The organism is Butyricimonas sp. BSD2780061689_150309_C8 (assembly GCF_015560935.1).
Taxonomy (GTDB): Bacteria; Bacteroidota; Bacteroidia; order Bacteroidales; family Marinifilaceae; genus Butyricimonas; species Butyricimonas paravirosa.
On the sequence record NZ_JADMSV010000022.1, the window covers coordinates 25,293 to 49,363 of the forward strand.

The window sequence follows — 24,071 nt, forward strand, 5'->3', positions numbered from 1 at the left end:
CATTTTTTTAGTTATATTTCGTTTCTCCATTCGGTAACGGCAAAACATAATTACTTAATTTCATCGGTGTCGGGTTATATATGCTTGTAGCAGACAACATTTCTTCGGCCATCTGCCGTTTATAATAATAGAATAATTGTCCCTCTCCTATAAACTCTTTCCACCATGCACCCTCTAAATAATAAGGATACCATTCCCCCTGGCCGGAAAGCCCCCGGTTTTCACGTAATTCGTCAAAATAAATTTCGCCTTGATCGATCTGGTCTTTTTCATCATATATTTCTGCCACGATCAAGTACAATTCGCTGATCCGAATCATCGGCATCATTTGAGAATGAAGGGAATCCGATTGGGTCGATTCAAATTTATTAAACAACTTGTAGTCCACGCCCCCGATGGTCATCTTGTTTTTCAGGAAACTCAATATCCTGACATCCCCTTCCCCTTGATATTCAAACCTGTCGTTGATAACATTATCACGAATGGCCAATAAAGAAGAAATTTTCAACGATTCCCCGTTAAAAAGTGAATTATAAAGACTACCCACGTTCTTATTCTGGAGTCCGAATAAAACTTCCGTCGAGAATATTTTATCCGGTTCCGAACCCATCACCGCGTTATTCCGACTTACCCAAGGGAAAACACGCTTGTGAATATCAATCACGTTCAATGCGTAAACCAAAGCGCTATCCAGTTCGCCCATGTACATGTAAGCACGGGACAATAGACCTTGCACGGCATAGTAATTCAGCCGTAAATTCCTATCTTTTTTGAACTTATCCGATGGGTCACCCGTCACACCGTTCGTGATAATCGGGTCATCGGACAACAACACTTTCGCCTCCTTCAAGTCCGAAATCACATTCTTCATGAAATCCGTTCCCGTCAAGGAAGGATTCACGCTCAATGCGAACTCTTTATAATAGGGAATAGATTCCACGGCTGAATCCTTGGCATACACGGGACCGAACAACCGGAATAAATCAAAATGCAGAAATCCCCTCAAGGCCAGCGCCTCTCCCTTTATCATCCGGTAGTAATCATCCGGCAACACCTCTCGTCGTTCATCACAATTTTTCAGGATTAAATTCGTGTTGGCAATCAGACTATAAGCCCTACCCCAGATCTGTTCCACCCGGCCATACACGTAGGAACCGGCATAATCGTACGTCATCAAGGCCGTCCAGTCCTTATTTTCCTGGTTTATATCATAACGCTGTGCCAAAATCTCGAGCATCTCGCAAGTAAGCGCCTGCCCGTACAATTCGGTTCTATTCATATCCACGTACACACCATTCAAGGCCTTCTTGAAACCGGCAACAGTGGAAAAAGCAGTCTCTTCTGAAACCCGATCACTCGGACGGACATCCAGCCAATCCGAACACCCGGAAAAAACAATCATCAATAATAAATATATAGACTTCTTCATACCTTTTACTTCATTAGAAATTAATTGATAGTGCGAACGATACACTCCGTGCAAACGGGTAATCAATTCCTCGTTCATCCTTCATGGTTGAAAAACGACAAATATCACTCATGTAGGCACTTACCGTCATGCCTGAAAAACGAATTTTCTGCATCCATTCATGGTTAAACTCGTACGCCACGCGAATAGATTCAAAGGTCAAATAATTCTTCTTCTGAACGAAACGAGAAGATATGGGCGTACTCTCCGTCAACGAGATACCCTTGAATTTCGCCTTGTCACCCGCGTTTTGCCAACGATCGTATAAAGCACGCTTATCCTGATTCTGGATTAGATTCGACGATGAAATGTTCTCCACTTTATCGTACAACGTCTGGTTGAACGCGTCTGCACCAAAACTATACCGCAAATAAATACTACAAGAAAAACCTTTATAATACAAAGAATTACCAATAACACCTTCAAGGTCCGGTTCTGAATTACCCACGACAACCTCGTCCGCATAACTATGAGTAAATGATATTCTTCCATCCGAGGTTAGAAACAATTCCTCACCTGTCGCGGGATCAATCCCTTTTGAACGAACAGCCCACAAGTCAGAAGGACTGCCTCCATCGTAATAACGCCCCAAACTATTGGAACGATTTTCCCGGTTATATTGATTCAAGCTATTCCCGATCTTATCATAATAAGAACGTCCATGACTGAACGTCACGCTTGTTGTCCAGTTGATTCGTTCCTTCGGGTGATACACGAAAGCATACTTTATCGTCCCGCTATATCCCTTGCTCACCTGTTTCCCCACGTTCGCCAATCGACTGGACACACCTACCGACAAGGGAATCCCGATAGAAGCCATCAACGGGTCGGTCACTTTGTAGTAATAATCAAAGTTCACGTGAAAGCGATTGTTAAACATACTCAAATCAAAACCGATATTCTTATCAATCGTTTTCTGCCATTCCAGATCGGGATCACCGAAACCGTCTATCAACAATCCTGTTCCGAAATTATTCAACAACCAGTTATTAAACTTGTAAGTTGTTATCGTGTTGTAAGAACCGAAATTCTGGTTACCGGGATTACCGATCGAGGCCCGCAATTTTAGCACATTGAAAAGATCCGTGTGATTCTTGATGAAAGCCTCGTTGTGTAAATTCCACGCCAAACCGACAGCCCAAGTCGTCGTGAATTTCTTATTCGTACCAAACACGGAAGACCCGTCTGAACGAAAGTTTACATCCAACAAGTAACGATTGTCGTATGAATATCCCCCGTTAAAATAGAAATTAACAGAACGTTTCTTGGAATCTGAATAATAGGGTTTCCCGCTAGACGCGTAACCATTTGCGAAAGAAGGAGTCGTGAAATCTCCTTCCGGAAAACCTTCCGCTGAAAAAGATTTTGAATCACTTTTATACTCGCTGCACGAGGCTCCGAGCACAGCGTTAACCTGATGCACGTCCGCGATCACTTGCCCGTAAGTCACCGTGAAACTCCCCTCGTACGAGAGACTCTCGTTGCGAGTATCCGTGTAGGAACCCTTTTGATCATCCGTGCTATTGTCAAACCGCGTGTCTTCCGGGGAAAAAAAGTTTTCATCATCCGAAGTCGCCTTCGTGATTCCAAAATTAGCCCGTACATACAAAAAAGTCCACGGGCGATATTCCATCTGGAAATTATCCCGAACCTTAAACGTGTTACCTTTATCATAGCTATTCAGCGAGGCATTCCATAAAGGATTTGGGACGGAAATACTGCCGGTACCCTTGTCTAAATATTCCAACCACTTGTCGATTCCCCCGTTTTCATTATATTTCGGGTAATACGGGTTAGCCCGTGAATACTCGCTGAACGGCACAACCGGATTATTCGTTTTCGTGTAATCGACGGTCAATTTATTACTATAACTTAATTTACCTCGCCGGTATAACAAGTCCAAGTTAGCACTCATGATCTGGCGACGAGACTCCTGCATCACACCTTGAATATTCGTGTAATTCACTCCTAAACCGTAACGCATTTGCGAATCACCACCCTCCACGTAGATATTATGACGTTGGTTCAACCCGGTACGTAAAGGCTCTGACATCCAATACGTATTGACACCCCTCTTCACGTCATACAATAACTTATTGTAACGTACCATATTAGCCTCTTCCACGGCAACCAGATTCGACTTGAAATTACCGGATAATAACTCGAACTTCAATTTCTCCTCCGCGTTCATCAAATTATAATCCGTCAGGTCCGCGAAAGAAATATCAAAACTCCCGTTATATGAAAGACGCAAACGTCCTTTTTCCGGCACTTTCGTTTCAACCACGACAACCCCGTTCGCCGCTTTGGCACCGTAAATAGCAGTAGAAGCCGCGTCTTTCAATATTGTCACCGAAGCCACCCGATCCAAACTCAAGTCCATGATCGTTTCCAAAGTTGTCTCGAAACCGTCCAGGATAAACAAAGGTTGATTCGGGTCTTCACCAAACTCTTCTTTCATCCCCACGATACTCGTTTTCCCTCGTATTTCAATATCCGGAGTACGGTTAGGATCGGAACCGTATTGATTATTTTCCATGATATTAAATGCCGGGTCCAATGTTTTCAAGCTCTGCAACAAATTCTGATTCCCGACCATTTTCAACTCCTCCGCTTTATACGTTTGAGAAGAACCCGTGAAACTCTCTTTCTTACGAGAATAAATACCGGTAACAACCACCTCCTCAACTTCTGTTTGCTCGTCTTCCAAGACCACGTTAATCTCTTGCCGATCATTAACCGCCACTTCCTGTTTTTTCATCCCGATAAAAGTAAACACGAGTACCGGACTGCCCGTCAAGGGAATCGTGATCGAATAATGACCATTCACGTCCGTCACAATCCCCACGCTCGTTCCCTTTAGTACAATAGTTACTCCCGGTAACCCCGTCTCACTCTTATCAACAACCTTTCCTTTTACCGTGATTTTTTGCACATTAGCCGCTTTTTCCACTACTTTACGTTTGATGACAACCGTATTCTGTTCTATCGTGTATTCAAATCCGGAATTCTTCAAACAAATGTCCAAAGCCTCCCGTACCGTTTTACCCTTGATTTCCACGGAGATCTTACCAGCCTTACCCAAGTCGTCAGCATTATACACGAAAACCATTTTGGATTGTTTTTCTATCTCCCAAAGAGCATCTTTTACCGCCACATTTTTCAACGATAAATTAAGTAGTGGTTCATCCGCCATTCCATACACGTGTCCTCCGGACAACACCAAAACAATAGCCACCTGGAAAGCTAAAAACAAATTTGTTACTTTCCAACGAGTACTTCTACGTTTTTTTTTCATACTTTTGATTTGATTAAATTCGATTTTTTAATGCCTCCAGCAAGAGGTGTTATTAACAAGCGAAGAATAGTTGCATATTCTTCGCTATTTTTTTACGATGATTTTCTTTCCAACCACTTCAAAGCGGACAGTCCCCGTACTCTGGAATAATTCCAGCAAAGGAGTCACCGTCACATGACGATTAAAATTACACCCGAAAAGATAATTTTTCACGCTCTCATCTTCATATACCACATCCACATCATACCAACGAGAAATAAAATCCATGATCTCTTTTAGAGGACGATCCCGGAAACGAAGACGCCCTTCTCGCCAAGCCGTAACATATGACACGTCAACATTTGCCACCGTAACCTCCCCGCTTTCCTTGTTATACACGGCTTGTTCCCCCGGATGCAAGATATAACCACCCGTATCTTCCGAAAGAGTTACTTGCACCTTACCCTTGATCAGCGTTGTTTGTACATCGCCATTCTCTGGATAATTCGATACATTAAATTCCGTTCCCAACACCGTGATATTCACCCCGGATGCATTGACAACAAAAGGCATTTCTTCATTACGTGCCACTTGAAAATACCCTTCCCCTTCCAATTCTACTTTCCTCGTGATTCCGCTAAATTGCACGGGGAATCGCAATTTAGATCCAGCATTCAAACATACCAACGTTCCATCCGCAAGCGTCAACACGTATTCACCACCCCGGGGAATCACAAGCTCGTTATACAAATCTGAACTGACTACCGAATCTACCGCATTTTTATAAGTAATACTCTCGCCATCCAAGCCAATAATCGTTCCATCTAATTCTCGCAACGAATCCCGATCATGATTGGCTAGATCAATAATAGAACCATTCGCCATGTAAAGGATAGCCCTGGAAGTTCCGGGAAGGATCTCGGCACTCTCCACTGGAATAATTTCTTCCCGATCAACACGCTGCATTAAAAAATACATGGAAGAAACAACCAGTAGAATAAAAACACAAGCATATTTCAACGCACGAATCCCCAATCGCCTCCTATTCTCCTTGGCTCGTTTACGAGAAAGAGCTTTCCATCCACCCTTTACATCAATGGATCTCAACTCCCGACGTTTCCGGTATATAAATTCTTTTTCGGTAATCTCATGAAACCATTTACGATTATCTTCGGAAAGACTCAACCAGTTATCCAAACTCTCCCGTTCTGTTCCGGTCAATTCTCCTGTCATGTATTTACTAACTAGCTCGACAATATCAAAGAATCCATCATCCATTTTATGCTACTATTAGATTAAATTCACAGCTAGAACACAAAAAAAGGATTTTAGGGAGTGTCTGATATTCGGTATTTAACGTTAATTAATATTTAACGAGATATGAATAAAAGAAAAGGCAATAAATAATAGTAATCCTTCAAGCTGATTCTCAACTTTTTGTAGGCTTCTTTTTTGTAGGCGTGAACGGTTCCTTCCGAAAGATTCATTTTTTCTGCAATCTCCGAATTCTTCAATCCATCTAAAGAAAGATTAATTACCATTCGCATCTGTAAGGGCAGTTTATCTATCGCATGATTAAAAATACGATGTACCTCCTCTTCCATCACCTGATTTCGAAACTCCTGTTCAGAATCCTCAATCCACTCCTCGGGGATACGGGAACGTAACTCACGATCACGCAATAAATTAAGACAGGCATGACGCACAACGACATAAAGAAAAGACTTTATCTTCCGGTAATCATCAAAATCCGTGTGTTTGTTCCAGTATTTTAAAAACGTCTCTTGCACCACATCCGCAGCCTCTTCCCGATCACCCAAATAATGGGTCGCAAACAAGCACAATGATGCATAAAACTCCTCAAATAACGTCCGAAAAGCTCGTTCGTCACCTTCTTGCAAGTGCTTTAATAATAAACTGGTATCTTCATTTTTCCTCTCCATACTTTGCGACCCACGGGTGAACAAAAGTACGGCTTTATAATTACAAAACAATATAATTATCCTCCAAAAATATAATATCAAGCATATACACCAAAAGAAAAAATGCAAGCAATCGTTTCCACATCGACGTGTACCCGGACAAACAGTGATTTATCCTTGTAAAACGGGCATTCAAATAAAATTTCTATCAGATAGGGTTATTATCCTGTTTTCAAATAGCTATAATCGACTTTTCCGAATGTTAATAATTCCTATTGTAATACAATATATTATTATTCTAATAGGAGCGGAATAGGGGAGGAATGGGAGCGGAATGGGAGCGGCTCACAATATGATAACTGTATTATCACATTTTGAATACACTATTTTACATTAATTTGTACTAAATGTTTATTGAACATCCCTAAATCCGCGAATAAAGCATTCCTTATGAGAAAGTACGAGTATCAACCGGAAAAAAGTAATTGCCGGAAGAAAATCCGGCAATTACTTTTACTTATCAATAATCATTCATTTTGCAAGCAAGGCATCCAAATGTTCGGTAATTTCCGGATCAGAAGGCCTCGGGGCAAAAGACTCAACAATATTAAATTCCTTGTCAATCAAGATAAAACGAGGAATATATTTGATCTGCCAGTTCACTCTCAATCCTTCGTTATCGACAGAATTAAACTGAGGCACTACCGATTCCTTTTGTTTCAAGTAACTCAGCCAAGTCTTTCTGGAATTATCTGTTGACAATTGAATAAAGACAATATCTTTATCCTTATATTTCTCACTTAACGCAGCAAATGCCGGGGATTCCTGAATACAAGGACCGCACCACGTCGCCCAACAATCCAGATAAATATTTTTGCCTTTAAAACTACTCAACAAGACTTCATTCCCATCAACATCCGTCATGATGATCTCGTGGGCCGGTTGTCCCGTCATCAGACTTTTTACATTACGGATCTTCTCCTGCAATTCGGAAACAATTCCCACGTGCTGAAAAGATTTTGTCTTTTCCTCCATGCTCAGAATCACCTCCGGATCTGTCGATGAATCCAATTTCGCCAAAACTTGTAAAGCTTCCTTGATTTCCCGCATTTCCGGGGTAATCTCCACCCCTTGCATAAATTCCGCTTGATCCAAGTTATACACGATCACATCCCTGACATCTATAATATCCAGATACTCGTTTTTCGTAATCTCTCGCATCAGTTGATTTATATCCGGGGTAACAGAAGTAATAAAACGTCCGTACCATTGCCTTTGTTCCTCCCGTGACGCTCCTGCATTTTCTTTATTATACAAAGCATAAGTCAAATAACTATTCAATAAATTCGCCTTCACCCGAATACGTTCATTCTCCTTAAAAAGCTCCGTTACCCCCTTTAGAGTATCCAGTTGAGCCAATTTAGAAGCCGCAAGCGCATCCACCACCTCTTTCGTTTTCTCAAAATTCTCCCTTACATTCCGTCCAGACAAAAGAAAAGAGCCCCCCTTGGGATAAAGCCGATCTTTCAAAAACAACTGCGCCTCGCTCCCTTTTCCCTTAAAAGTCGCTTGACGGGTATCCGGTGTCAAGTAAACTTCCAAATCATCACCGGGTGAAAGGTAAAGAATGTTACGACTGATATTGAAATACATGGGTTCTCTCAATGGAAGGATCGTATCAAAATACCCCTCCTCATTCGTCTTTAGCATTATATTCCTGCCAGTACCGAAATCTCCAGTCACCCCGGTATATTCCATACTTACTTCTTGGCTTCCCATATCAGCCAAACGTCCCTTCAAATGAATCTCCGCAACAGGGGTAGTCTTGCAGCCACTCAAGACGGCAAGACTACACAACATTAACCACACTTTCATCTTCACTATTTTATATAAGGTTCACCTTGTAATTTTACCGACAGAGGAATAAAATCACTGAAATTTCCGTGTCCCGCCTCATATTTCATATCCATATAATTTCCGTTTTCCTCTTCTACGCGAACAACGTATCCATTCTCATCCAAAGTATACGTTACCTCATGAGATTTTCCAGCCTGAGTTGTCACGACCTTCATTTTTGTATCTGCCAGATAGGTAAACACTTTTTCCATATTCACCTCCCCGTTAGTTCCCACGACTTTCAAACCGGTCTGCCGAGCTCCATCATAACTGTAATCCCAATGAGAAATCACTGTCCACTGATGGTCATAAACCGCATATTCACCCCGAACAATCCGGTTCCCTTCATACGTATACACCATCCGGGTTAAAGGAATTTCCCAGTCAGCCTCCCCGAAACAACGCCATTTCATGACTTTCTTATTCATGGACAAGGTATCGTCAAACTCATAAATATAATTTTCCTCATAGTCAAAAGTAAATTGTAAATCCTCTCTTTTATAATGAGTAATCGATTCTTCCCGAGTTGTCCGGTTCACTTGATAAATAATCCTACTTGTCATGGGCACCTCACTCCCCGGCTCCAGCATGTCAATCTCTTCCTGTGAAAGAGCCGGAACCTTCATAATAACCATTCCTTTTGTCAGATTAGCGATGGTATCTTGATCTTTGTTAACAACAACTCCAATATCCAAACGATCATCCGAATAATTCAAGTTTATTTTAAAATCTCCCCACAAATCGTTGCGACCGACAATTTCTTTTACTCTAAATTCATTCAACCCCTCATTCGAAGGTTTCACATCATCATTATCCTGACAAGCACTGATCCAAATACCTGCCAATAACAACATCAAAATATATTTTATCTTTTTCATTATGCTACAATTTAACGAGTATGGAAACAAGTTGTTTTTAAAATACGCCCGAACCCATCGTATACGCGATAGAATTTAGGATCTTCCACTACTTCTCCGGTACTTAATGACCGAATAGGAACCACGGTGACTTTCCCTTCCTTCGTTACATCATTATAGGTTACAACCGTAATCATATTACGTCCGGAGGCCAATGTTTCCGTTTCTCCTCCTTCCCCGGGGATTTCAACCTTTCCGGGACACTCATCCACTACCCGGATTTCCGTGATTTTCTCATTAGAAACCGTAATTCCGTCGTGGGTATATGAAGCTGAGAACTTTGGATAAGCTTTCGGATGTTCCGAAGTCATCAAAGCTGTATATACATTATCCTCGGTCGCATAATACAAAATACTCTCCATCGCTTGCGAACTAAAAGATATGGCTTTATCAATGTCCGGACATTGATCCAATATATAACGTCTATTCACAACATTATCCGCACTTTCATCATCCGAATCCAAATTGAACTCCCAAACTTCATATACTTTTGAATCTAAATTCTGTATAACTGCATACAAGGTGTTGTTCGGTCCATAACCGATATATTTACAATCTACATTACCCGGTTTGTTCGGATCCAATTTGCCATCTGCAGACTTACGTTTAAAAATACGCAAGTTATTTTTGTCTGCACCATATATAGATGGGAAAGCTAGAAAACGCTGATTTTTCTTATCAAAAGCGACACCATAAATTTCATATCCCCTAGGTCTGGTTGAACGATATTTATATTCTGTGATATAATAATCATCCGAAAGATCACTCAAAACCAAACCGACACCATAAGTAATTACCTCCTCGTATTGAGTCCTTTTGTGAAGGAAACCATTAACAACAGCAATATCATAGGGACCTGAAGAACTTGTTCCCAATTTCCCGACATTCATTTCGCCCTCGAAAGGCTTAATGAACATATCATTATTTCTACGCATGACCGTAAAATTATCCAACGGGTCCAAATCCTCGATCAAATGATCCGTTGCAATAGATAGTTCCAAAAATCCACGGCCGACAACATTCTTCATGTCTTGAATCAAGCCATTTACGTTTTGACCATTATTCACGCTGTATACATTCCAAAAAACATGTTTATCTTCTTCCCTATTATAGTCTTGTGTAAAATTTTTACTCGACACCAAATGAATATCGGAAGTCATCCCGTCTTTCGTATCAGCCACCAATAAACCGGCTACATATTGTCCCGTCACATACAAGTTATATTTCTTACTCAAAGTTAATCCATATTCCGTATCGGTAACTTTAAATAAAAGCGAGTAGGCATCCCGATTCATAGGCACGTTGATCACCGTATCCAGAATCATAGAATGTCCCAAATCCAAATGTTGCCCGTGACCTTCCAAACGCCATTCATATTCCAGTTTCGCATCATCCGTCCCCTCTTTATAAGCCAGTACTTTTACTTTCAAACGATCTCCCTGTGTCACGTATATTTCAGTCGACGACAAAAAATCATTAATCATTAACGGATTAAATAATGTTACATCTTTCGCCGACTCATCTTCAAAACAAGAGCTTGCGAACAAACCCAACAGAAATACTCCCAGAAATATCTTAAATTTCATAATTCATGTTTTAATAATTATTCAACTTATTAATAAGGAGCTGGCATCACAACTTGTTGCCCAGCCAAATCCCCGTCATCATGTGTCAACGGTCCGGTCAAAGAATTCCTATTGTAATTTCTCAACTCCTGTCGGATCATCTCCTGTAAATTGGACATCTCGTAATAAGACATATTATATTTGTTAGGATCAGGATTAGGAATCGGAGACCATAAATCATCCCAAAAAGGCAAAGAAGTACGTTCACACTTTTCCATGATAAACCGCCACCAACGAGTAGAATAAGTACCGAAAAAATATTGCAGCTGAGACCAGTTAAAAGGTTTCATAATCTTAGCCGTGAAATTCAACCGGCAAGAGGGAAAAACAAGATCAAGTTCCTGAAAATCGTCATTCGCCACGGCCTGTATTTTTAGAGTCACTGTTATATCATCTAACGAAGGAACATATTTCAACACGACAGGAATAAAACCTTCCGACTGGTTTTCTCCCAAAGTTCCTTCCAGTAACTGGTACATATTTTCCGTAGCTGTTGAAGAATCTTTAACCACTTCGGCTTTTAAGGTCCGGGCATAATTTTCAAGTTTTCCGGTAATAATAACGGGCAACATCACGGTATCTACAGTTTTCCAAGGATTTTCCGCGAAGGAATAAGAAAACTCATTACCATTAAAATAAAACCCGGGACGCCCTATATATCCCATCGGTTCGTCTTTCTCGCATCCTTCAAACAAGACAAGGAGCAAAAATAACCAACATAAACTATATCTATTCATTCTTTTCATATTCATTCCTATTTATTGTTTTCTCGGCCTCCAAATTCCAATTCTGCCTGAGGTAAAGGTAAAACATACGTCTGATCGGTCATCGTAATGTTGCAACGTGGGATACTGGAAACACCTCTACGTTTATAATAATAGAACATTTGTCCCTCCAACAGCATCTCTTTCCGCCATTCTTTCTGAATTTCCTCCCGCAATTCATCCTTTGACATATTAACATCTAAAGCTTGGGGTATATTCCGTTTACTCCTCACGGTATTTAAATAACCGACTCCCGTCTGCCTTTCAGACTCATTTCCTAACTCATTCAAACATTCGGCCAACGTATAATAAATTTCAGCTTTCTTCATCAACGGGACCCGGTTGCCATAAATACTCTTTTCATACTGCTTGAGTTTTAAAAAAGCAAACCGATCTCCCCCTTGTGCATATAACCATTTATAACGATAATCACCGGAGCCTATATTTTCCTCTACTTCAAAAAGTTGAGCCGCAATTTCGGCCGTATGAAAAAACATTTGCGGATTATCCTGATTTTCAACTAATTTAAATTCCAAATTCGAATCTGTAATATCTTTATACTGCTCGATACTTAATCCAAAAAGATATTCACTTGAAAAAGTCAAATCCCGATTCTCCGGATAACTCGTTTCCAATGCATTTCTGCTTACCCAAGCAAAATCTGTTTCATAATTCAATAAATTTTCCGCATATTTTCGGGCTACAGAATAATCACCTTTCCACATGGCAATACGCATCCTAGTTGCCAACAGAGCATAATAATTAAAGGTAAAACGAGATTTTGCAACATCATGGGAAATCAACTTCTCCGCCTCCGTCAAATCTTTTTCCATATATTCCAATGCCGTTCCAACAGTCACTTGAGGAACGATCTCTTTCGTATATTGGAAAGCATAAGGAATGCAAAGCCGATTCAACATATCCGGACGTTCTTTCAAATTCCCCCATCCGAATAACCTCAGCAAGTCAAAATGAATAAAAGCTCTTAAGCCCAGACATTCTGCTTTCAATTGCGCATACACCGGAGGCGTCACGCAACTTCCGTTCGTTTCCAAATTTTCAAGAATATTATTAATATTCGCCACAACTTTATAGGCAGAACTCCATATTCCATCAACCTTAACCGTCACCTTTTCCACCTCATACCGGAACTGAGTTGCGTCATAATAATCATTCGTTGCCTGATCCATTTCATACTGTTGTCCAATTGCTTCCACCAACCCAAAAGTCATTTCCCGACCATACAATTGAGCCTCTGTCATGAGTACATATACCCCTGTCATGGCATCTTTAAATCCTTGTTCCGTCTTGAATAACTCATCTTCTTTAATCTCGGATTTGGGTTTTACATCCAGCCACTCGGAACAAGATGACAGACCGAACGATAAAAGGCAAAAACCGATTATCAAACGACAAGTATTTATCTTTTTATTCATATTTCCAGTATTTAAAATGTCATTTGTAATGAAAAATTATAATTTCGAGCAAAGGGATAAGCCAATCCCCTTTCAGTCTTTATCGTCGACAACTTTGCCACGTCATTCATGTAAAAAGCAAGACTTAACCGTTCCAACCCGATCTGTTTCACAAAAGCATAACGATAAAAATCATAGGAAATGTTGATAGAAGAAATATTCAATTCATCCTTTTTCTGCACAAAACGTGAAGTAGCCTTAGTCTGCACATCTCTGGGATAAGTTTGGGTTTCAGGATCCCAATAAGATTTCAGAGAACGAAAACGCACCACATCTCCCGGATTTTGCCAACGTCCTTCCAACACTCGCCGATCTACATTATAATGCATATCTACATTTTCAACCCGGTCTATCAGCGTTTGATTGAACATTTTAGCTCCTAATTCATATATGCAAGTCATATTAAATCCCAGCCCTTTATACCCCAAATTAATACTAAAACTTCCATTCAGCTTGGGGAGATTATCCCCACAGATAACCATGTCATTGACATCGTAGGTAAAAGTCGATCTTCCATCTTTCTTTCGATAAATTTCCCTTCCGGTGGCAGGATCAATCCCTAGAGAAGGCACAGCCCAGATTGCATTCATAGATACCCCGTCATAATATTTGATAACAGGCTTTCCTCCTTCCAGCATCTCCTTATCCATCCGCTCGTTATAAGCCTTCATAGAATCGGATATCTTGAGTACTTTATTCTTATTATGAGCACCTCGCAACGCTAATGTCAGATAAGACCGATCTTTCGCGTGTGAAAATACGGTATAACTCATATTCACTTCCACTCCGGCATTTTTTACTTTCCCTATATTTTCCTGCACCGTCGTGAAACCGGAAGAAGGTGGTAAAGTTAAAGCGACCAAAAGATTTTCCGTAATACTCTGATAATAATCGAAAACCAGATTAAAACAATTCTTCACCGTCATATCCATCCCCAAGTTATAATCCATTTTTTTCTGCCACTTCAAATCATCATTCTTCATGCCCAATAAATAAGCACCCAAAGCATCTTCATAATATTTATCGCTATAATTGTAAGTAGCAAGTGACTGGTAAGCATTAGACCCTTGAGAACCGGTACTACCAAGAGAAGCACGGAGTTTCAAACGCGAAAACCATCCCAGTTCTCTCATCCATTTCTCATTATGAATATTCCATCCACCACCGAAACTCCAGAAATTTCCCCATCTCTGGTTTGCTCCAAATTGACTGGAGGCATTCGTCCGATACGTCACATCCATTAAAAGCCGATCATCAAAAGAATAGTTGAATACCGCATTTACCCCAACCGAACGACTTGTAGATTCAGAACCCGTTGGTTTAGAATTTTCCGTGTACTGACGTGCAAAAAATATACTGTTCATCTTATCACTAGGAAAACCTTCAGCCTTGAAAATATCTTCCTCAAAAGTATTTTCGCTCAGACTATAGCTCAAGAAACCAAACACATAATGTTTGTCACCCAATTGACGGGAGTAGTTCAAACTGAAATCGTAATCCATGGTCTGCCCCTCTCCTGTATTAATTTGATAGGAACCCCTCTTCCGAAGTTCTTGCACGGTGTTGAACTTCAAATGATTTGCCGGATAGAAATGATCCGCACGGGTAAATTTCCGGGTGAAACCAATCCTTGCCCTTACTTTCAAGCCTTCAAAAACATCGTATTCACCCTCGAAATTATCGGTGATATCCGTATATTTATCTTTTAGACTTGTATTCAATGTCGCATTGTACAAAGGATTAGGATAATATGCCTCCTCGTCTCCGGCATTTCTTGTAATCTGGCCGTATTGATCCACCGGAGTCCAGTATGGATTCAGTCTTGTATATTCACTGAATTCACCGTAAGGGGAATCACTACTACGATTTATATTAACAGACAATTCATTCCGGAAACGGAATCGGTTATTTCGGTATGAAGCAAAAACGGAACCTGCTACATTTTCCCGATCCGAACCTTTCATAACTCCCGCAATGCTGTTATATGAAAGATTAGCCACCAACTGGATATTTTTATCCCCCAATTCTATCATCAAAGAATGTTTATGCCCAACACCATTTCTCAAAGGTTTAGCCATCCAATCCGTATTGACACCCGCCTCCACTTTAGCCAAACGTTCCATATACAAACGTTCCAGACGAAGCACCCCCTCGATGTCATCCGTCCGGTTAGGAGAATACATACCATATACACGTTCGGCTTCCAACTTTTCACGAGCATTACACAAATCATAAGAAGACAAATCAGGCGCCTCGACATTTACATTCCCCATATAAGTCACTCTCAAGTTCTTTGAAACCGATCTTTTTGTTTCGACAACCACCACGCCATTGGCCGCTTTAGATCCATAAATAGCTTTCGCGGCAGCATCTTTCAATATGGTGATGGACTCGATCCGGTTAATATCCAAATCAAAAATCTTTACTGCCGCTGCTTCAAAACCGTCTAAAATAAACAAAGGCATATTGGGATTATTCTCAAAATTTCCCCGAAGGTCCGAAGCTCCTTCCACATCCATCGCAATCACTGAAGTTCCCCGCAATTGCATCTCCGGTACTTTATTGGGATCGGAACCGAAGTCTATACTTTCAAAAATCATCAATCCCGGCTCCAAGGCTTTCAAACTCTGGAATACATTCTGATTCCCCACCTTCAACAATTCATCCCCCTTAATCGTCGTTGCCGATCCCGTGAAACTACTAGCCTTACGGGTAAACATTCCTGTTACCACGACCTCTTCCACCTCCGTCACATCATCTTCCAACACGATATTAATCACGTTATTTCCCGTATACTTCACCTCCCGGGATTTCATTCCCACGAAAGTAAAAATCAACACGGGCTCTTGTACATCCGGAATCGTGATACTATAACGTCCGTTCTGGTCGGTAACCACACCCATTGTCGTGTGTTTTAATAAAATCGTTACCCCCGGCAATGGCAGACTATCCTTATCTACAACCCGTCCCGTAATCGTGACCTTTTTCACTTCCTGCACCGGAGCATCTGCCCGCTTGATCACGATAACATCTTGTTGCACGACATACGTCAAACCCGTTCCTTTCAAGCAAATATCCAACGCCTCATAGACATCCTTGTCCTTCACCTCCACGCTCACTTTCCCCGCCTTCAACAAATCATTCGCGTTGTAAGCGAATACAAACCCGGATCGTTTTTCAAGTTCCCAGATGACATCTTTCATCAAAGCATCTTTCATCGAAAAGCTAATCTTAGGTCCCGGCAATAAAACATTATTGCTCGCATGTCCCCATTGGGGAAGAAATAGGGCCACTTGTAATACAAGCAACACATACCTCATTTTTATTCCCCATTTATAGGGGAATCCATGATTTTTTTTCATAACTTTGAGTGTTTATTTATTTAACTTTATAGTACTTTTACCACAAAGTACTTATTCAAGCGGGAGATGTACCACCATCTTCCGTTTTATTTTCTCTTTCTAATCCATATTTTTCTACCGTGAATACTCGTTTCAATTGTACCCGTCGCCTCGAATACTTTCAATAAAGGTTCTATCGTCGCATGGCGACTAAAATTACACCCGAAAGGATAATCCTTCACTTCCTCGTCCTCGTACACCACGTCAACATCATACCAACGAGATATAATTTTCATCACCTCTTTCAAAGGTTTCTCCTTAAAACGTAAACGCCCTTCTTTCCAAGCCATCGCGTACGACACATCCACCTCGCTCACCAACATGGAATGATCTCCCCGGTTGAGAGCCGACTGTTCCCCGGGATGAAGAACCACGCTTTCCCCGCTGACTTCCGAAGAAATCTTCACGGAACCCCGAACTAACGTCGTGCGTATAATAGAATCCTCCGCATAAGCGGAAACATTAAACTCCGTTCCCAAAACTTTTATCGCCATCTGGGAAGTTTTCACGATAAAAGGAGCATCCTCGTTATGAACAACCTGAAAATAGGCCTCCCCTTCCAACTCTACCACCCGTTCCCCCTTCCCGAACTTTGTCGGGAAACGCAATTTAGAATCTGCATTCATGTAGACCTCCGTTCCGTCAGACAAAGTCAAAGAAAACTCTCCCCCACGAGGAATAACCAATTCATGGTATACCGACTTCTCTTGCTTATCATCAACACCACTCTCGTAACTGATATGTTCTTTCAGAACGTTAATCTTGGTACCATCCGATTCCTTCAATGTTTTTTCTTGTTGTTGTTCCAGCACCACGGGCAAACCGTCTGCCAATATAAGAATAGCCTTACTCGTTCCGGAAGTAATTGTCTGTACCATTTCCACCTTATCTTTACGGGAATAATACACTTGGTGTAATAAAACGGCAATAGCCAGAGGTAAGACAAACATCGCCACGTAACGCATCCAATAAATCCGACGGCGACGTCCCCCCAGTCGGGATTCACGTTTAAATTCCAAAGCTTTCCACCCCTCCTCCACGTTAATGGAACGAGTTGCTTTCCCTTTTTCAATCTGATAAGACTCCGATGTTACCCGTTCAAACCACACACGATTCTTTTCTGACGAAGAAAGCCAATCGGACAGATACTTTTGTTCTTCATCCGTCAAATTGTTGGCAAGATACTTCCCCACCAAAATCGCAACATCAAACTTCACTTTATCCATACTACTTGTATTGAATATTTATCAATTCTTTCAATCTTACAACACAAGAAATGGTAGATCGGGTATGTTGTACTTAATTATTTAACATTTATTAATCAAAGAAACAGATATAAGAAAAATATATCCAACAGGTAATAATAATCTTTCATACTCTCTTTCAATCTCTTGTACGCCTCTTTCTTATAGGCATGCACAGCATTCTCGGACACTCCCATTTTTTGAGCAATATCAGCATTCTTCAATCCTTCCAAGGCGTAATTGATCACGTTCCGCATCTGTGGCGGCAAATGCTCAATCGCCCGGTAAAATACACGATATGCCTCTTCCTCCATGACTTGATTATGAAAAAATTCATCCGAGTCCATGGCAATATCCTCCGTCACCGGCAAATCCTCACGCTTATTCCGAAGTAAATTCAAACAATCATGGCGAACCACCACGTAAAGAAAAGATTTTATCTTATAGTAATTATCAAAATCCATGTGCCTGTCCCAATATTTCAAAAAAGCCTCCTGAACCACGTCCGCCGCCGCTTCCCGCTCTCCAAGGAAACGTTCTGCAAACAGACACAAAGCCGTATAGAACTCATCGAATAAAACTCGAAAAGCACCTTCATCACCCTTCTGTAGTTGGTCTATGAATATATCTATATCCTTCTTTATCACTCTCATAAACGGCTCCCTCGGATCTAATAATTATTACAAAAATAATAATTTAATCCGGAATGCCATCAATTATATTCACCTTTAAGCCTATCATTCACAAAACAATAAATCCCGGCTTCACCGGGATTTATATACAAAATTACAAATAAGACTATTTTTTATGATCATTTTTATACTTTTCTTTCAACTCCCGAACCTCCCGGAGCATCACGGAATCTCTGGTACAAAATTCAAAATCCCATGATAGACTTTCTATAAACATCGTGTAACCATACAATTGTATCATTGTTTTATAGTTTTGGAAAGCATAAGCTCTCCTTACCTTTTCACTCTTCACATTATACAAAACGTCCATTGATCTCTCCCACACGGATGCCCGAGGTGATTTCCAAGCGTAATAACTATCCAACAAACCCATAATCTCCATATCAGACAACAAATCCAAATCCGGAGAGTCAATATCCAAATCACCCAAACGCCTCTCCAACTCATCCTCCAATGTTGCAGCACCTTTTACCTCTTTTTGTTTCACATATTTCCCCAAAGAATTTAAATACCCCAATTTATGATACAAAATAGCTTTTTTCTTCGAATCTACACTCGATAGAGAATCTATCATGGAACAAGCTTTCTTTTCTATATCCACGAAATAACGCATATATTCTTCGGGTGACAAATTCATATATTCCGGTTCTTGCAAAAGATTATAACAAGAATAAAGTTTTTGCAATATCTTACCGTCTTGGTCGGTTCCATTTTGCCCGACCGTAATAAATCTTATGCCTATGGTAAAGAATAATAACATGCATAATACACCATATCTTTTCATCATCTTATACCAACTTCTTTATTAAATATTTTCGTGAATTCTTTCTCAGAAGGAGCAATATGCCATGCATCCACGATTCTTCCTTCCGGATCAATTAGCACGTAACGCAAAAGGACACCAACGGCATAATCTGTCATAAATTGAGAGATATTACTTTCACAACGCATATGAACCATTTTACCTGCAAAATCTTTTTCTCTCAAAAATTTAGCCCATCCCTCCTGACCAACATTCAAAGCAAAAGACATGATAACGATATGATCGTAATTCTCATATCGTTTCGAAGTCTCTATAAGACCGGGCATGGCCTTTATACATGGTCCACACGTTGTAGCCCAAATATCCATCAACACATATTTTCCCCTAAAATCAGACAACTGGTAAGTTTTCCCATCTTCATCCATCATGGTAAACGCAGGGGCAACCTTTCCTTTACTCAAAGCCAAACATTTAGTCCTAAGTTCTTCGCTAAAAGCTAAAAGCTGAGAATCTCTCGAATAACGTTTCACATCTTTCATCAACATACGCAATGAATCTGAATAACCATAATACGCCATATATCCTTGTAAGATAGGTTGCACGAATCTACGCTGAAATACACCATTTCGAGAATTCTTAAGCACATAAGTTCCTCTTTTTATGGACATTCCTATTTTGTTATTCATCATGTATCTTCCATACAAGTTGGCTTCATATATATAGGGTAATTCGTCTATAAAAGGAGACTTCATATCTAATCCCTTAAGCCGTTTCTTGTATTTCTTTACCAAATCCTTCCCTCCTCTATCCACGTATAGCCCCAATGTATTCATCACATTTTTATAGGCAACTAATTCAGCTTTAGCTTTAAGAGCGTCTGTTGGCAAAGAATCTATCATCAACATAACAGCCAGATCAACCTCATCAAAACATTTACTATACTCTTCTGCAGGAAGTGTTGCCTTGTCTTTCTGATTTAGAACATTATACATCAAATCTATTTTCGAATACACCTTTTCTTCCTGTGTTTGCCCCATGCTCGGCACAACACCTAGCAAATTGAATAAAAACAATAAAATTATACCTGTGATTTTCATACGTTCTATTTTATTCATATTTTTAACTAACCAACTCACACTACTCCTTCGTTACCTCAAGAAGTTTATCACGCAATTGATTCCTCCGAATATTCTTGGCAATAATATTTCCATCTCGATCTAATAAAATGATAAAAGGAATAAACTGAATCCCCATCGCTTTCCGAATCTTCGAATTTTTCCAACCATTTTTATCATGCAAACTCATCCAAGGAATTTGCTCCTCTTCACACGCCTCTTTCCATTTCTCAACAGAATCATCAAACGATATACTCACGAAACGGACTCCCTTTACAGCAAACTCGTTGTACAATATTCTTAGATTCTTCATCTCTTGCCGACAAGGTCCACACCAAGAGGCCCAAAAATCCAGCACGACAAAATTTCCTTTCAAAGAATCTATTGCAACTAATCCCCCTTGCTCCGTCTCGGCCTGAATTTCCGGACAAGGCACCCCCAATGCAGAAATAGCCAATTCATCAACCTGTTGTTTCACCTCCCTGCCCTGTGCTGTTTGTTGCATGGAAGGGGAGAGAAGAGCATATAGCTCTTTCCCCTTTTCATAACTTCCTTTTATTTCCGTGTTTGCCAGAAATATTGAAAAAATATTATCCGGATGAGTTTTTATAAAGTCTCTTACTAGCACGTAGCGTTTTTCATCCAATTGCAACATCTGACTCATCACGTCATCGGCCGCATGTTGGTCTTCTTGTTGTATAATCTCTCTATAAATAGCTTGAAGTTTCTGAAATTCTTTCTGATAATTTTCTTCTAGTAATAAATAAAATTCTTGTTCCAATTCATTAGCCAAAGAACCTTTCACATCAGAATTATTCAGTTGCTTATAATCACCCTTTAACTGCATTTTCTCTCCATCGAGGAAAAGATATAACACTTTCCTATTGATCTGTAAGGTATAACGACCTTTCTCCGGCAACACGCCTTCTAACACAAATCGACCTTTCTCTATCGCAGAAGAAAGTAGAAAAGAATCCCTCTCCCCGAAAGTCCTTAAATATGCCGTTCCATACTTTATCCCTTCTAATTCTCCCTGAATAGACACCGTATAAACAGCATCTCGATTACAAGACAACAAAAGAGCTAAAGACAATAGAATCCAATTCCTAACTTTTCTCATATCCAGCATTTCAATTTTGTACATCATCACCTATAGCTTGCAAATCAATATTATACTCTTCTTTAAAGTGATTGATCATATAATCATATTTCTTACGAATCATCTGCTTTTTATCAATATCCGGATGCAAGATTCCACCCGGGGCAATCAATTGTTCATACGGGGTTGAAACAATGGCTTTCACGTATTGCTCCCAATCGCCCGCGATGGTTCGATAACTATAATGAAGAATACCAAACTCGTACATATTTGCAGCTGTCATGGAAGCACCATAATTTGTTACGGAAGTAAATGCCGTCGAACGCTTTATCAATTCTTTATCTGCTAATCGCTGCAAAAAGACACAGACCGCATCATTTTTAAAAGCATTAATCTGTTCGGAAGTCATCGTCTTCACGTTTACATTTCCCCAATTAAATGCAAGATAGTCATACCCGGAATAAGCGTTTACCAACGTACGGGGCAAGACTTCCGGCATCCCGGTACTTGAATATATTATATAATCAAACACACTGGACAATAATACTTTATATGGCATGGTTCGCAATAGCATGGTGTCCGAAAAGTATTTTAAGAAATGATTTTCCAATAAATCCAACTGTTCTCCTACATAATTTTCATCGGCAGGCAAGGCATCATACCCTGCTACAATTTTATTATTCACCGTGTCAAATCGCCAACGAATATCCGTACTCACTCCCCAATAATAATCTTTATCAACGAATTTATAATAAATTCTAGTGTTGTATTTATTTGACAACTCCACGATACGAACATCATAATCATGATTTCCTTGAGGCAAACTATACAACCCATCAAATGTTTCGGGATCTGTTGACGGAGAAATACTATCCTCGCTACAACTTACAATCACTCCCATTAACATTCCAATCAATATCCATATTCTTGTTTTCATACTTATCTATTTTAAATTCGGATTTCTATCTGAAACATTACGAGGTATTGGCAAAACATACTTGTCACTTTTCTCTTCCAAAACAAACGTCACGGGCATTCCTGCCTCGAGAGTCAGTATATGAATAATTTCAGGCATCCCGTTACGACGCAAATCAAACCAACGATGTTCTTCAAAACTCAGCTCCCGGCGACGCTCATCCAAACAAAATTCCAATAACGCCTCCCCGTTTTTGTCTATATCCTTATACAATTCCGTACGTGTATCAAAACGACGGGACCGCAAGTAATTCAAATCCTTTAAAGCCGCTTTTCTTAATTCGTCATTACCATTCTGCAAATACAACCGAATTTGAGCCTCCGCCCGATTCAAGTAAGCCTCTGCCACTCTCATTCCTTTAGAAGTTCCGGTAATAGCTTTTTGCCCGTATTGTATTCTTGTTGAACCCGATTGTGAATAACTGCGATAATAACATCCTAATCTTAAATCCGCAGAATTACCCCCTTTATCTTTTTCATACAAATCTTTTAATTCTTCCGATGCTTGGAAAGCAACAGGAGCATTGTAAAGATAAAAAAAAGGACCAAATTCATTATTTCTTGAATATCTCCAGATTCGTTCTTCACTAGCCTCATCAAAAACATTCTTTGTACCAAATGACCAATTAAACAAACCGCTTGCCATTACGATATCAGACAAATTCAATAGCACCGGTTTACGCTCGATCACATAATCCGCATATTCTATTACCTTCTCCCACTTTTCTTCATAAAGATACAAACGAGATAATAAATTATAAGTAAATAGATCATTCGCTTTAAACGAATTATTATTCTGACCATATAGCTTCATCAGAGGTGCAGCCTCAAGCAGATCCTTCTCTATTTGCTTGTACACCTGTTCCAAAGTGGCTCGTTTAGGAGCCTCATCTTTAACAGCAGACGAAAGCATTAACGGAATCCCAGATTCTTTAGAAAGGTCAATACCTTCCATATTATAAGGTCGTGCAAACAAATTGACCAACATAAAATGGTAATAAGCTCTCATCGTCAAGGCCTGTCCTTTCACATTACCCTTTTTGCTCACATCTCCTATCGCCGCATCGATATTATCCAACACAACATTACACCCCATAATGCGGGCATAATAATATTCCCACGTATTTATCGGGGTCTTTGTATTTTCTTCTAACCTCTCATACATATCTTCAGCCCAAGTAAAAACACCTGCTCCGGTTACCAAACATTGATACTGAGTCGAATTCGTAGGATAATTACTTTCCACATCATCTGTTAATAAATCCAGATAAGACAAAATTGGTAATACAATCGGGTACGCTTCCCCCACCAACAACTGGTCCAAGTCATCAGCCGTACTCGGAATGATCTCATCCTGACTATATTCATCCAAAAAATCACCACACCCGACAGCTAGTATCATTCCCAAAATAACTATACAATATTTTATATTTTTCAT

17 protein-coding genes are annotated in these 24,071 nt (G+C 40.1%); all 17 read right to left on the reverse strand.

Annotation, left to right across the window (positions count from 1 at the left end):
* Positions 1-7 precede the first annotated feature (7 nt).
* The 17 genes from I2I33_RS15030 to I2I33_RS15110 all read right to left on the reverse strand — a co-directional run bounded on the left by I2I33_RS15030 (position 8) and on the right by I2I33_RS15110 (position 24,071).
* Positions 8-1,429, reverse strand: a complete 1,422-nt coding sequence (locus I2I33_RS15030; RefSeq protein WP_162613855.1) for a RagB/SusD family nutrient uptake outer membrane protein — start codon at positions 1,427-1,429, stop codon at positions 8-10.
* A gap of 13 nt (positions 1,430-1,442) precedes the next feature.
* Positions 1,443-4,766: a SusC/RagA family TonB-linked outer membrane protein gene (locus tag I2I33_RS15035; protein ID WP_087422209.1), complete on the reverse strand. Its 3,324-nt coding sequence runs from the start codon at positions 4,764-4,766 to the stop codon at positions 1,443-1,445.
* A gap of 84 nt (positions 4,767-4,850) precedes the next feature.
* On the reverse strand, positions 4,851-6,023 hold the full coding sequence (locus tag I2I33_RS15040; RefSeq protein WP_087422208.1) for a FecR family protein: 1,173 nt from the start codon (positions 6,021-6,023) through the stop codon (positions 4,851-4,853).
* Between the two features lie 92 nt (positions 6,024-6,115).
* Entirely contained in the window at positions 6,116-6,688 is a 573-nt protein-coding gene (locus I2I33_RS15045; protein WP_087422207.1) for an RNA polymerase sigma factor, read from the reverse strand.
* A gap of 510 nt (positions 6,689-7,198) precedes the next feature.
* Positions 7,199-8,542: a TlpA family protein disulfide reductase gene (locus I2I33_RS15050; protein ID WP_087422206.1), complete on the reverse strand. Its 1,344-nt coding sequence runs from the start codon at positions 8,540-8,542 to the stop codon at positions 7,199-7,201.
* 5 nt (positions 8,543-8,547) lie between these two features.
* Complete coding sequence (locus I2I33_RS15055) at positions 8,548-9,441, reverse strand: hypothetical protein (protein ID WP_087422205.1); 894 nt, start codon at positions 9,439-9,441, stop codon at positions 8,548-8,550.
* Positions 9,442-9,452: 11 nt separating this feature from the next.
* Positions 9,453-11,066 (reverse strand): PKD-like family lipoprotein, encoded by a 1,614-nt coding sequence (locus I2I33_RS15060; RefSeq protein WP_087422204.1) that lies wholly within the window; start codon positions 11,064-11,066, stop codon positions 9,453-9,455.
* A gap of 29 nt (positions 11,067-11,095) precedes the next feature.
* The gene (locus I2I33_RS15065; RefSeq protein WP_162613854.1) at positions 11,096-11,851 is read right to left on the reverse strand and encodes a DUF4843 domain-containing protein; all 756 of its coding nucleotides are present in this window, start codon (positions 11,849-11,851) and stop codon (positions 11,096-11,098) included.
* 8 nt (positions 11,852-11,859) lie between these two features.
* Positions 11,860-13,305 carry a RagB/SusD family nutrient uptake outer membrane protein gene (locus I2I33_RS15070; RefSeq protein WP_087422202.1) on the reverse strand — a complete coding sequence of 482 codons (1,446 nt, stop codon included), beginning with the start codon at positions 13,303-13,305 and terminating at the stop codon, positions 11,860-11,862.
* Positions 13,306-13,316: 11 nt separating this feature from the next.
* Positions 13,317-16,706, reverse strand: coding sequence for a SusC/RagA family TonB-linked outer membrane protein (locus I2I33_RS15075; RefSeq protein WP_087422201.1), 3,390 nt, complete (start codon positions 16,704-16,706; stop codon positions 13,317-13,319).
* 86 nt (positions 16,707-16,792) lie between these two features.
* On the reverse strand, positions 16,793-17,971 hold the full coding sequence (locus I2I33_RS15080) for a FecR family protein (RefSeq protein ID WP_087422200.1): 1,179 nt from the start codon (positions 17,969-17,971) through the stop codon (positions 16,793-16,795).
* 95 nt (positions 17,972-18,066) lie between these two features.
* Positions 18,067-18,642 (reverse strand): RNA polymerase sigma factor, encoded by a 576-nt coding sequence (locus I2I33_RS15085; protein ID WP_209279549.1) that lies wholly within the window; start codon positions 18,640-18,642, stop codon positions 18,067-18,069.
* A gap of 145 nt (positions 18,643-18,787) precedes the next feature.
* Positions 18,788-19,468 (reverse strand): hypothetical protein, encoded by a 681-nt coding sequence (locus tag I2I33_RS15090; protein WP_140402618.1) that lies wholly within the window; start codon positions 19,466-19,468, stop codon positions 18,788-18,790.
* Positions 19,465-20,541 carry a TlpA family protein disulfide reductase gene (locus I2I33_RS15095; RefSeq protein WP_195666841.1) on the reverse strand — a complete coding sequence of 359 codons (1,077 nt, stop codon included), beginning with the start codon at positions 20,539-20,541 and terminating at the stop codon, positions 19,465-19,467. Before I2I33_RS15095 ends, I2I33_RS15090 begins: the two co-directional genes overlap by 4 nt.
* Before the next feature lie 40 nt (positions 20,542-20,581).
* Positions 20,582-21,679 carry a TlpA disulfide reductase family protein gene (locus tag I2I33_RS15100; protein WP_162613853.1) on the reverse strand — a complete coding sequence of 366 codons (1,098 nt, stop codon included), beginning with the start codon at positions 21,677-21,679 and terminating at the stop codon, positions 20,582-20,584.
* 10 nt (positions 21,680-21,689) lie between these two features.
* Positions 21,690-22,595, reverse strand: a complete 906-nt coding sequence (locus I2I33_RS15105; RefSeq protein ID WP_087422196.1) for a hypothetical protein — start codon at positions 22,593-22,595, stop codon at positions 21,690-21,692.
* Between the two features lie 6 nt (positions 22,596-22,601).
* Positions 22,602-24,071, reverse strand: coding sequence for a RagB/SusD family nutrient uptake outer membrane protein (locus tag I2I33_RS15110; RefSeq protein ID WP_087422195.1), 1,470 nt, complete (start codon positions 24,069-24,071; stop codon positions 22,602-22,604).